At 65.9% G+C, this 11907-nt stretch carries 9 protein-coding genes; all 9 read left to right on the plus strand.

Annotated features, from left to right (window positions below):
- Positions 1 to 44: 44 nt before the first annotated feature.
- The 9 genes from ubiE (at position 45) to HLH45_RS08125 (ending at position 11873) form a co-directional block, all read left to right on the plus strand.
- Positions 45 to 806 (plus strand): bifunctional demethylmenaquinone methyltransferase/2-methoxy-6-polyprenyl-1,4-benzoquinol methylase UbiE, encoded by a 762-nt coding sequence (ubiE, locus tag HLH45_RS08085; protein ID WP_008577300.1) that lies wholly within the window; start codon positions 45 to 47, stop codon positions 804 to 806.
- Positions 807 to 996: 190 nt separating this feature from the next.
- Entirely contained in the window at positions 997 to 1887 is an 891-nt protein-coding gene (locus HLH45_RS08090) for a GGDEF domain-containing protein (RefSeq protein ID WP_008577298.1), read from the plus strand.
- A 120-nt stretch (positions 1888 to 2007) separates the two neighbouring features.
- On the plus strand, positions 2008 to 3954 hold the full coding sequence (locus tag HLH45_RS08095; protein ID WP_014089316.1) for a M1 family metallopeptidase: 1947 nt from the start codon (positions 2008 to 2010) through the stop codon (positions 3952 to 3954).
- A gap of 197 nt (positions 3955 to 4151) precedes the next feature.
- On the plus strand, positions 4152 to 4871 hold the full coding sequence (locus tag HLH45_RS08100; RefSeq protein ID WP_008577295.1) for a hypothetical protein: 720 nt from the start codon (positions 4152 to 4154) through the stop codon (positions 4869 to 4871).
- Positions 4872 to 5217: 346 nt separating this feature from the next.
- Positions 5218 to 5871 (plus strand): HAD family hydrolase, encoded by a 654-nt coding sequence (locus tag HLH45_RS08105; protein ID WP_008577294.1) that lies wholly within the window; start codon positions 5218 to 5220, stop codon positions 5869 to 5871.
- 482 nt (positions 5872 to 6353) lie between these two features.
- Complete coding sequence (locus HLH45_RS08110) at positions 6354 to 8378, plus strand: methanol/ethanol family PQQ-dependent dehydrogenase (RefSeq protein WP_074053240.1); 2025 nt, start codon at positions 6354 to 6356, stop codon at positions 8376 to 8378.
- The gene (locus tag HLH45_RS08115; RefSeq protein WP_033479303.1) at positions 8375 to 10135 is read left to right on the plus strand and encodes a quinoprotein dehydrogenase-associated putative ABC transporter substrate-binding protein; all 1761 of its coding nucleotides are present in this window, start codon (positions 8375 to 8377) and stop codon (positions 10133 to 10135) included. The genes HLH45_RS08110 and HLH45_RS08115 overlap by 4 nt, the downstream gene beginning before the upstream one ends.
- 26 nt (positions 10136 to 10161) lie before the next feature.
- Entirely contained in the window at positions 10162 to 10830 is a 669-nt protein-coding gene (locus HLH45_RS08120) for a c-type cytochrome (RefSeq protein WP_031420966.1), read from the plus strand.
- The gene (locus HLH45_RS08125) at positions 10827 to 11873 is read left to right on the plus strand and encodes a beta-propeller fold lactonase family protein (RefSeq protein ID WP_033478736.1); all 1047 of its coding nucleotides are present in this window, start codon (positions 10827 to 10829) and stop codon (positions 11871 to 11873) included. Before HLH45_RS08120 ends, HLH45_RS08125 begins: the two co-directional genes overlap by 4 nt.
- Positions 11874 to 11907 lie beyond the last annotated feature (34 nt).

Below are 11907 nucleotides of genomic sequence, written 5' to 3' on the forward strand. Positions count from 1 at the left end.
TCCGGTTGCGGTCATGGCGGCGTCAGCAGTGCGATAATCCAGCCATGAGCGAATCCCCCTATACCTCCGGTACCACCCATTTCGGCTTTCGCGATGTCGCTGCCAAGGACAAGCAGAAGCTGGTCGGCGAAGTGTTCACCTCGGTCGCGCGTAACTACGACCTGATGAACGATCTGATGAGCCTGGGCGTGCACCGCGCATGGAAACGCTACTTCGTGGCGACCGCGCAGGTGAAGCCAGGCGACCGCGTGCTGGACCTGGCCGGCGGTACCGGCGACATCGCCGTGCTGCTCAAGGAGCGCGTGGGCAATGAAGGTGCGGTGGTGCTGGGCGACATCAATGCCGGCATGCTGTCGGTGGGCCGCGACCGGCTGACCAACCGCGGGCTGGTGTCCGGTTTCGACTACGTGCAATGCAATGCCGAAGCGCTGCCGTTCCCGGACCAGAGTTTCGACCTGGTGACCATTTCCTTCGGCCTGCGCAACGTCACCGACAAGGACGCCGCCTTGCGCGAGATGTACCGCGTACTGAAGGTCGGCGGCCAGGCGCGCGTGCTGGAATTTTCCGAAGTCACCGCCGAGTGGTTCAAGCCGATCTACGACTTCCACTCGTTCAAGATCCTGCCCAAGCTGGGCCAGTTGTTCGCGCGCGATGCCGATAGCTACCAGTACCTGGCCGAAAGCATCCGCAAGCATCCGCCGCAGGAATCGCTCAAGGGCATGATGGGCGAGGCCGGGTTTGCGCGTTGCCACTTCAAGAACCTGACCGGCGGTATCGTGGCCATCCACTCCGGCTACAAGATCTAAGCAGGTCGTTTCAGCCTGGTTGGCGTCGGCGCGCGTAGCGTGCGCTGGCGCTCGCCCGCCGCGTGCACGGGATCGCGCGTGGCGTGGAAGCGGTGTCGCACATGGATACACCAGCGAAGTTCTGAGACTTCCGTCGCGTTGGCTCCACACGCTCTCGGCGACACTAAACGCTCTTTTGCCGGAGTGTTGGATGCGCTTGTACGCCGGGCTCTCGCGCGTGTTTCCCCGCTCCTTCAGCGCCAAACTGCTGGCGGTGACCTTCCTGGGCATCCATCTGCCGTTGCTGTTGTTGATCGCCTGGTTGGCAGCGCAGAGCGAACTGGACGGGCGCCCGCTGTGGTCGGTGGTGATCGTGGCATTGCTGGCCACCCTGGCCGGCACGGCGCTAACCTTGGTCGCGCTGTACCGGCTGCTGGCGCCGCTGCGCATCGCTGCCGATGCGCTGGATTCGTATTACGCCGATCAACGCCTGCCTACGCTTCCCGAACAGGGTGACGATGAATTGGGCCGCCTGTTGCGCGGCATCAACCGCAGCCTGCGCGGCATCGATGCCGGCATGCGCGATCTCAAGAAACACGCCTTGTTCGACCCGTTGACAGAAGCGCTGAACCGGCGCGGCTGCGAACAGGCGATGCGCGATTCGGTGATCGCCTCCCAGCGCGAAGGCTGGCCGTTCGTGCTGTTCGTGCTGGACATGGACAACCTCAAGCAGATCAACGACCGCTTCGGCCATCTGGCTGGCGACCGCGTGCTGGTGCGTCTGGTGAACTCGGCGTACGGCTGGTTGGGCGCGCAGGACTGGGTCGGGCGTTGGGGCGGCGACGAATTCCTGATCGGCATCCATGCCAGCGAAGACGACGCCACGCTCAAGCTCAACCAATGGCTCTCGATGCTCGAGCGCGAAGATGCCGACGAGGCGCCGCTGCATGTGAGCGCCGGCAGTGCGGTGTGCGAACAAGGGCTGGATGCCACCGAACTGTATCGCCGCGCCGATGCGGCGATGTACCGCGCCAAGTTCTCCGGCGGCCGGCGTCTGGTGCGCGACGGGCACGACGCCCCGCGCGGCCATCCGGTGGCCTGACCTGGGCAAGCCGGTTGCGACAGCGCGTGGCAGGCCATCGCGCGCATGGCCACCGATGGCACGGGCAGGCTGCGGCGCAGGGCGTTAAAATGCCTCATTCTCCTTGCTGCGGTGCCGTCGATGCGCTTCCCGTTCCTGTCGCTGTCCCTGGCCGTGTCCATCGCGCTGGCCGGCTGTTCCAATGACTCCACGCCGTCGGCCTCCCCCACCGCGCCGGCCGCCACTGCCAAGGCCCCCGTGAAAGCAGACGCCCGCAACCACGACGAAAGTTCCTACGCCCAGCCGCAGCTGGTGGTCATCAAGGACCTGGCGCTGGACCTGAAGCTGGATTTCGATGCCAAGCAGATCGGCGGCACTGCCACCTACACGCTGGAGTGGAAGGACAAGGCCGCCAAACAATTGGTACTGGATACGCGCGAGTTGAGCATTGCGCAGGTACAGGCGGACGATGGCAAGGGCGGCCTGTCGTCGCTGCAGTTCGCCCTGGCACCGGCCGACAAGACCTTCGGTAGCAAACTCACCATCGAAGCGCCGAATCAGCCGGGCAAGGTGGTGATCACCTATCACACCGCACCCACCGCCTCGGGCCTGCAGTGGCTGGAGCCGTCGATGACCGAAGGCAAGCAACTGCCTTTCATGTTCAGCCAATCGCAGGCGATTCACGCGCGCAGCTGGGTGCCGCTGCAGGACACCCCGAGCGTGCGCTTCACCTATAGCGCGCATGTCACCTCGCGCCCGGACGTGATGGTGCTGATGAGCGCCGACAACGACCCCAAGGCGGCACGCGACGGCGATTACAGCTTCAAGATGCCCGAGCCGATTCCGTCCTACCTGCTGGCGATCGCCGCCGGCGACGTGGTGTTCAAGCCGATTTCCGCGCGCTCGGGCGTGTGGGCCGAGCCGGCCATGGCCGACAAGGCCGCCAAGGAATTCGAAGACACCGAAAAGATGATCGGTGCCGCCGAAAAACTGTATGGCCCGTATCGCTGGGGCCGTTACGACATGCTGGTGCTGCCGCCGTCGTTTCCGTTCGGCGGCATGGAAAATCCGCGCCTGACCTTCGCCACGCCTACCGTAATCGTCGGCGACAAGTCGCTGGTCTCGCTGGTCGCGCACGAACTGGCGCATAGCTGGTCCGGCAACCTGGTGACCAATGCCAGCTGGAAGGACATCTGGCTCAACGAAGGGTTCACCACCTACGTGCAGGGCCGCATCACCGAGGCGCTGTACGGCAACGAGATGGCCGAGATGGAGCGCGAAATCGATCAGGGCGATTTGCTGGCCGAAGTCAAAGACATGCCGCCGGCCGACCAGGTATTGGAGTTGCCGCCGCTGGCCCAGCGCGACCCTGACGAGGCCTTGAGCCAGGTTGCCTACGTCAAGGGCGCGTGGTTCCTGCAGTTCCTGGAGCAGCGTTTCGGCCGCGAAGTATTCGACCCGTTCCTGCGCGGCTGGTTCGACGATCATGCCTTCCAGAGCGCCACCACCGACCAGTTCGTCGATTACCTGAAGAAGAACCTGCTGGACAAGCATCCCAACACGGTCAGCGCAGCCGAAGTGGATGCGTGGCTGAAGCAGCCTGGCATTCCGGCCTTCGCCGCCAAGGCGCGCTCGCGCAGCTTTTCGATCGTGGATACCGCACGCATCGCCTGGAGCGGCAGCGGCACCTTGCCGAACAAGCAGGTCACCAGCGAGTGGGGCACGCAGGAATGGGTGCACTTCCTCAGCGGCATGGGCGCCACGCTCAAGCCCGAGCAGCTCAAGCAGCTGGATGAGGCGTACCACTTCACCGGCACGCCGAATGGCGAGATCGCCATGCGCTGGTATCCGCTGGCCATTCGCAGCGGCTACACCGATGCGCGCGCTGCCGCGGGCGAGTTCATCGAACGCGTCGGCCGCCGCAAGCTGGTGCTGCCGATCTACGCCGAATTGTTGAAGACGCCCGACGGCATCGCGTTCGCCGAACAGGCCTTCGAAAAGGCCAAGCCCAGCTATCACCCGATCACCACCGCATCGGTGGCCGAGATGATCGCCAAGGCCAAGGCGGCACCGCCGGCGCAGCCGTAAGGGCAGCGGAGGGCGTTGCAGACGCCCTCCGGCCACCTCCATCGCTGCCGTAGGAGCGCACCCGGGCGCGAGGTGGCTTTACCGGGAATGCTCCATCGCGCCCAGGTGCGCTCCTACGGTCGCCGGCGGTTTGATCGCGGCTGTCGCGGGCAGGCTGCTATCGTGGCTGTCGTTTTCCATGCCTTTCGGAGTCGACGATGAAGTATCTGCTGAGCGCGGCCTTGTGCGTTGCCGCCTTGAGTGCCTGCACTGACCGCGAGGCGCAACGTCAGGCGCAGGCCACCGCGCAGGCGCAGGCCAGGGAAGCCCAGGCCGATGCGCTCGCCAAGCAATACGACGAAGCGGTGAAAGCGCAGAACTGGGACATGGCGCGTGCGCATGGTGCGGCCTTGATCGAAGGTTATGCCGGCACCGCGGCTGCCACGCGTATCGAACCGGGCTATGCCGATATCAAGGCCAAGGGCGAGCAGGCGCGCGAGCTGCGCCGCATGCAGGCGCTGTGGCAGTACTCGCAGGTGCCGGCCAAGGGCGGTACGCAGCGCTCGGCGATGATCGACGCCAAGCAACGTGTGGATGTGGATGGCAGCGGGCCCAAGCCGGTCAGCCTGGTGTTTCGCGATCATCCGCAGTGGAAGCGCCACAGCTACCTCGTGCTCAAGGCCGGCGATTTCAATTGCTACGGTGGCTGCAAGGTGCAGGTGGCGGCCGATGGCGGCGCGCCGCGTGCCATGGCGGCGCACCGCCCGGACACCGACGAAGCCATTGCCATGTTCATCGACGATGACAAGGCGTTGTGGAAGCTCGTACGCAACGCCAAGCGCATCAGCATCACGTTCCCGGTCAAGGCCGGCGGTACGCGCACCGCAGAGTTCGAGGTCGGCGGCCTGGACACCACGCAGATGCCCGGGTGGAAGTAGGCCGGCTCGCGATGACATGCCGGCGTACATCGAATGTGTGTGCGGGCTGGTGCAGCACTAGCGGGCTTGATCGACTGTGCGGTACCCCGGTGTGATGGCGCTGCAGCGCGTCGGCACTGCGCGCTCGGGGCGGTCGGCAAAGCTGGCGCGCATTCGTTCGGTGGCAGGCGCGCGCGCGTTGGAGTGTCCGCGCAAGTACATGCCGAGCGGGCGCCACACGCACCGGCTTGGCGGTGCGTGCAGACGCCATGTCGACCGCGTTGGGCGAAGTCGCTGATGGCGCCCTGCAAGTTGGCCGCACCGCCGCATGCCGCATCGAATCGATCACTTTCTTGTCTTTGCACGGATGGACAGCATGACACTCACCGCGCGCGCTCCCACGTTGTCCGACTACCGCCATTGGGTCTTCGACATGGACGGCACCCTGACCGAGGCTGCGCACGATTTCGCCTTGATCCGCCGCGCGCTGGACATCCCGCCAGAGGCGGACATCCTGCACCACCTGGCCGCGCTGCCGGCCGACGAAGCGGCGACCAAGCATGCCTGGTTGCTCGAACACGAGCGTGCGCTTGCCCAAGGCGCACGCGCCGCGCCGGGCGCAGTGGCGCTGGTGCGCGCGCTGCATGCTGCCGGTTGCCGGCTTGGCATGCTCACCCGCAACGCACGCGAGCTGGCAAAGATCACGTTGCAGGCGATCGGTCTGGACGATGCGTTCGCCTGGGACGACATCGTCGGCCGCGACGAGGCGGCCCCAAAACCTGCGCCCGACGGGCTGCACTATTTCGCGCAGCGCTGGTCGGTGCAGGGCAGCGCGCTGGTCATGGTCGGCGATCATCACAATGACCTGGCCTGCGGCCGCGCCGTCGGTGCGTGCACTGTGCTGGTCAATACACCCGGCGATCCCTGGCCCGGTTTCGCCGACTGGCGCCTGCACAATTGCACGCAGTTGCTCGCGCAATGGGAGGGCCAGGCGCGCGTTGTGCCTGTGCAACGCGGGTAACGTGCAGCCGATCGGGCATCGGAATGGTTAACTGCCTGCCGACGCCATGACGCGTCTCAAAGGGGGCTCGCCGTATCCGCATCCGCCTTTCGGACACCTGCTCCCGGCGGAAGAAGAAATGCGTGGCGCCACCGCGCGGTGTTGCTTGCCTTAGCGCATCGCGCTGCACCAGCGGCGCAGCGATCGGGGTCCAGCACACGCCCGGCATTGCTGAAACATCTTTCCCGACCGTCTGCACCACTGTGTCACAGCACGTTCGGCGCAAACTGTGCCAAAACCGTGACAGCGCCAAGTGCCCAGCTCGCCGTCATTGCCCCCAACCCTTGCCGACTCGACGTGGTGCGGCGCACCAGTGTGCTGGCATGACGTTTGCTCAGGTCTCTCCCGACGTTTCCTACGTCCGCATCGCCACGGCGGTGACAGCGCCTGCGCTGCGGGATGTTTCAACCGACTGGTTGTTCAAACGAGAGGGGTAGACGCACATGCACCAATCTTCCTGTCGCAGCGTATGCAGCACTGCGCTGCTTATGCTTGCGCTGAGCGCCGTTCTGTCTGGCTGCAAGAAAGACACACCGACCGAAACTGCGGCGCCGGCAACGGCTGCAACACCTGCCGCTGCGCCCGCCGCTGCACCTGCCGCCGCGGTCGATACCGATAGCGAGTTCACCGCCAATGCCAGCAATGCGGACAACTGGGGCGGTGTGGGGCGCGACTTCGCACTCACCCGGCATAGCCCGCTGGCCGAGATCAATCGCGACAACGTCAAGAATCTGAAGATGTCGTGGGAGATGAAAACCGACGCCACGCGCGGCCACGAAGGCCAGCCGCTGGTGATCGGCAGCATCATGTACATGGTCAGTGCGTATCCGAACAACGTCTTCGCCATCGATCTGGCGGCGCAGGACGACGGCGGCAAGGTGTTGTGGAAATACACCCCGCAACAGGACGAACGGTCGGTGGCGGTGGCGTGCTGCGACACGGTCAACCGGGGCGCCTCCTATGCCGATGGCAAGCTGGTCTTCGGCAGCCTCAGCGGCGATGTGATCGCACTCGATGCCAAGACCGGCAAGGAAGTGTGGAAGCAAAAACTCGCCCACCCGGACAAGGGCGAAACCATCACCATGGCGCCGATCATCGCCGACGGCAAGGTGGTGGCCGGCATCAGCGGCAACGAATTCGGCGTGCTCGGTCGCGTGGCCGCCTACAACCTCGCCGATGGCAAGCAGGCCTGGTCCTGCGGTGCGGCCGGCACCGACAAGGCGATCTGCCTGGGTCCGGATTTCAACAAGGCCAATCCGCAGCATGGCCAACTCGGCGACCTGGGCGTCAAGACCTTTCCCAACGAAGAATGGAAGCGCGGCGGCGGTGCAGCGTGGGGCTGGTACAGCTACGACCCGAAGTTGAAGCTGGTGTACTACGGCACCGGCAATCCCGGCCTGTGGAGCCCGTCGTATCGTTGCGGCAAGACCTCGCAGGAGGAGTGCAACAACGGCGAGCATGACAACAAGTGGTCGATGACCCTGTTCGCCCGCAAGATCGATACCGGCGAGGCGGTGTGGGGCTACCAGAAGACCCCGTTCGACCAGTGGGATTACGACGGCATCAACGAGCCGATCCTGGTCGACCTGACCATCGACGGCAAGCAAGTCCCCTCGGTGGTGCAGTTCGATCGTAACGGCTTTGCCTACGTGCTCGATCGGCGCGATGGCACGCTGCTGCGCGCGCACAAGTTCGTGCCGGCCAACTGGGCCGAACGCATCGACATGAAGACCGGTCGCCCGGTCAAGGTGGCTGCGCATTCTCCGCTGGAACGCGGCAAGAAAGTGCAGGCGTTTCCGTCGGCGATGGGCGGCAAGGACCAGCAGCCGTGCTCGGTGGATCCGGCCAATGCGGCGGTGTTCTTCTGCGGCACCAATAACTGGCACATGGAGCTGGAACCGCAGGAGCGCGGCAACACCATGATGGGCCTGCCGTATGTGTTCGCCAACGTGATGATGAAGCCGAACGAGCCGGGCGCGCTGGGCATCGTCAAGGCGTTCGACGTGGTGGAAGGCAAGTCCAAGTGGGAGATCAAGGAGAAGTACCCGGTGTGGAGCGGCACCTTGGTCACTGACGGCGGGCTGGTGTTCTACGGCACGCTGGATGGTTGGTTCCGCGCGGTGGACAAGGACACCGGCAAGAAGCTGTGGGAGACCAAGCTGCCGTCCGGCATCATCGGTAACCCCATCGCTTATAAAGCCAACGGCCATCAGTACGTGGCGGTGTTCTCCGGTATCGGCGGGTGGATCGGCCTGCCGGTCACTGCGGGCCTGGATCCGTCCGATCCGTATGGCGCGCTGGGTGCGGCAGGGCTGGCATTCGGTGCGGGCTTTGACAAGATCCCGCTCGGCGGCATGGTCCACAGCTTCCGTATCGATGGCGCCGGCAAGACCGTGACTGCCACTGCGACCGCCACTGCGGCCGCAGGTGGCGGTACCGCCAATGCCGCAGCGAAGACGGCACGATGATCTGCACGCAAGGCGTTGGACGCGCACCTCGGCAGCTTGCTGCCGGCGTGCGCGGCATCACCCGGCACCTGCAGCAGGTGCTGGTGCTGGTGCTGTGCAGCCTCGGACTCGTCGCCGCAGGCTGCACACGCGAGCCGTCTTCACCGACGGCTCGCGCTTCTCGTTCGGATGTGGTGCCCGCTGCGGCACCTGCATCAACCAACTCGCCGGCAACACCGCCGCCAGCGCCCGACCCGCACGTGCTGCGCGTGTGCGCAGACCCGGGCAACATGCCGTTGTCCAACAAGGCCGGCGAAGGCTTCCAGAACAAGATTGCCCAGGTCGTGGCCGCTGCCATGGGCCGGCGCCTGGAATACGAATGGCGCACCTACTACCAGCGCGGGCTGGCACGCAGCACGATCAACGTGGGCCGTTGCGATGTGCTGATGGATCTCAACAGCGATTTCGAGCAAGGGGTGGTCACGCGCCCGCTCTATCGCTCGACCTATGTATTGGTCACACGCAAAGGCTTGAATGTGCGGCCTGCTTCGCTGGACGACCCGGCGCTGAAGAAGCTGCGCCTGGGCGTGTTCCAGAGCTCGCCTGCGCGTCAGGCGCTGTACGAGCATGGCATCAGCGGTGAGGTGCAATACCTGTTCTACGACTCGGCCACTGCGCCGGAAGAACACCCCGGCAAGCTGGTCGAACGGGTTGCCGCCAACACGCTGGATGCGGCCGAATCCTGGGGCCCGGTGGCCGGGTATTACGCACAGCGCAACGGTCTGGGAATGGTGCCCTTGAACACCATCGACGATGCGGTGCTGGAGTATTCGATGGCCTGGGCGGTGTCGCGCAAGAATGCAGACCTGCGCGATGCGTTGAACACGGCGCTGCAGCAGAGCGCGGCAAAGATCGACCAGATCCTGCGCAGGTATCACGTGCCGCTGGTGCGCTGTAGCGACTGCGTGGTGGCCGGCGATCTGGCGTCGCACGGGCCGTATGTCACGCCGACACCGGCATCCACTGCACCCAGTCCGGCGGCCTCGTCGCAAGAGTTGGCGCAGCTGCAATTGCGCATCGCCGACGGTGCAGACCCGAACCAGGAACTGGCGCATGCACTGGACGCGGGCGATGCCGTGCGTGCGGCATGGCTGCTGCGCCATGGCGCCGATGCCAATCACGCGAACCTGCTGGGCGAGCCGCCGTTGCACCAGGCCATCCGCAACCAGGAGCCGGACCTGGTCGGCCTGCTGCTGGATGCCGGCGCGCGCATCGAGGCGCGCGACGCCAGCGGCTGGACCGCACTGATGAAAGCCGCCTGGACCAATGACGCCGACAGTGTCGGCAGGTTGCTGGCCAAGCGCGCGCCGGTGGACACCGTGTCCAGCGACGGCTGGAGCGCGCTGGATCTTGCGGTGTCCTATGCCGACGTGGGTGTGGTGCAGGCGCTGCTGGACAAGGGCGCGACCGTGCGGCGCGCCAACCCCACCGGGTTCACCCCGGTGATGTTTGCGGTGGCGCGCGACGACCCGGCCATTGTGGAGGCTGTGCTGGCACGCGGCGCCGAGGTCAACCACGCCAATCAGGCCGGTGTCACAGCGCTGATGCTGGCTGCCGCGGCCGGGCGCGAAGCGGTTGCCCGACGCCTGCTGGCCGCAGGTGCCGACCCGTCTGCGCGCAACCGCGACGGCAAGAGCGCTGCGGATTTGGCGCAGGCACGTGGCGACACCGCGCTGGCCACGCTGCTCGCCGAGGCCCGGCGCCCGGCACCCAAATGATTGCCTCACCCGTCGCGCGCACCGGAGTGCGCGGCGTTCCCTCCGATCAAAAAGGTTCGTTCATGCGCACGTCCACTACACGTTATCTCGATCGTTCCGTCCGCGCACCGCTGTGCGCGTTGATGTTCAGCGTCGTGTTGGCGGCATGCGGCAAGGACGCGCCGCCGGCCCCGGCCGCCGATGCGCCGCCGCCAGCGCCCCCGGCGGCCGCCAGCGCACCGGCGCCTGCGCCAGCCGCCGACAGCACAGCGTCTGCACCTGCACCTGCGGCCGCAGGGATGCCGAATGTGGCGGCCGGGCCTGCCCCGGATCCAGCGACGCCGGTCGCACCACCTGCCACGATCGTGCCGATTCCCAAGGGACCCGAGGTCAAGGTCACGCCCGAACTGGTCGCCGAAGGCAAGAAGATCTATTTCTCGGCCGGCTGTAATGCCTGTCATGGCGGTACCGGTGGCGGTGGCATGTGCCCGCCGCTGACCAACGACATCTGGGTGTACGGCAGCGACGACGACACCCTGCGTACGCTGATCAATGAAGGCACCGCGGCCATGATCACCCACGGCAAGACCCGCGTCGGGCACGAAAAGGTCGTCGGGCAGATGCCGCCATTCGCGCCGGTGCTCAAGCCCGGCGATACCGAAAAGTTGCTCGCCTTCATCCACTCGATCAACAAGACTGCAGGCAAGGCGCAATGAGGCCAGCGCCTGCTCGCTGGCCATGCATGCTTGCGGCAACGCTGCTGGCCACGCTGCTGCTGGCCGGCTGCCAGCGCGACGCTGCCTCGCCGGCCTCCACCGCCGCACCCGCGACGACGGGCCCTGCAGCACCGGCGCCGGCAACGCCGCCGGTGTTTGCGTATGTGCCCAATCAACGCAGTGGCACCGTCTCGGTAATCGATACGCACACCGATACCGTGGTGCGCACGCTCAGCGCGCAGGGCCAGCTCGGCAAGCGCTTGCAGCAGCTATTGCCCGGCCCACAGGGGCATCTGTATCTGATCGATGCCGAGCATCACCGGCTGGTCGAGCTCGATGCCGAAAAAGATGCGGTGTTGCGCAGCGTGGACATCGGCGAGAACGCCGAAGGCATCGCGTTGTCGCCGGACGGCAAGCAGTTCGCGGTATGCGTGGAAGGCCAGAATCAGGTGACGCTGATCGACGCGGCGCAATTTGTCGTGCAGCAGGTGATCGCCACGCGCGGGCAGGCGCCGGAGCATTGCGCCTACACCCCGGATGGCAAGTGGTTGCTCACCAGCAATGAAGGCTCCAACGACATGGACATGATCGAGCTGGCCACGCATCGATCGCGCGGCGTGGTGGCCACCAGCGGGCATCCGCGCGGCATGGCGTTCGCACCCGATGGGCACAGCGTGTACATCGCCCAGGAAACCGCCAATGTGGTGGACGTGATCGACCTGCAGACGCGTCAGCGGCGCGCCAGCCTGCCGGCCGGCGTGCGCACCGCCGGCGTCGCGCTGTCGGGAGATGGCGCGCGGCTGTATGCCTCCAACGGGGGCGCCGGCACGGTCAGCGTGATCGATCTCAAGACCGCACGCACCCTGGCCGAGATCCCGGTCGGGCAGCGTCCGTGGAATCCGGCGCTGACGCCGGCCGGCGACAAGCTCTACGTTGCCAACGGGCGTTCCAACAGCGTGAGCGTGATCGACACCGCCAGCTTGCGCGAACTCAAACAGATCCCCGTCGGCGAGCTGCCGTGGGGCGTGATCATCGCGCGCTGAGCGGCCGGCAGGCCGACGCGCGTCAGGGAGGCCG

It is taken from the genome of Xanthomonas euvesicatoria (assembly GCF_013112235.1).
GTDB lineage: Bacteria > Pseudomonadota > Gammaproteobacteria > Xanthomonadales > Xanthomonadaceae > Xanthomonas > Xanthomonas euvesicatoria.

Excerpts from the sequence above, each read along its gene's own strand:
- HLH45_RS08105 (WP_008577294.1), top strand. The coding sequence starts at position 5,218 with ATGGACAGCATGACACTCACCGCGCGCGCTCCCACGTTGTCCGACTAC.
- HLH45_RS08090 (WP_008577298.1), top strand. The coding sequence starts at position 997 with ATGCGCTTGTACGCCGGGCTCTCGCGCGTGTTTCCCCGCTCCTTCAGC.
- HLH45_RS08115 (WP_033479303.1), top strand. The coding sequence starts at position 8,375 with ATGATCTGCACGCAAGGCGTTGGACGCGCACCTCGGCAGCTTGCTGCC.
- HLH45_RS08110 (WP_074053240.1), top strand. The coding sequence starts at position 6,354 with ATGCACCAATCTTCCTGTCGCAGCGTATGCAGCACTGCGCTGCTTATG.
- HLH45_RS08125 (WP_033478736.1), top strand. The coding sequence starts at position 10,827 with ATGAGGCCAGCGCCTGCTCGCTGGCCATGCATGCTTGCGGCAACGCTG.
- ubiE (WP_008577300.1), top strand. The coding sequence starts at position 45 with ATGAGCGAATCCCCCTATACCTCCGGTACCACCCATTTCGGCTTTCGC.
- HLH45_RS08095 (WP_014089316.1), top strand. The coding sequence starts at position 2,008 with ATGCGCTTCCCGTTCCTGTCGCTGTCCCTGGCCGTGTCCATCGCGCTG.
- HLH45_RS08100 (WP_008577295.1), top strand. The coding sequence starts at position 4,152 with ATGAAGTATCTGCTGAGCGCGGCCTTGTGCGTTGCCGCCTTGAGTGCC.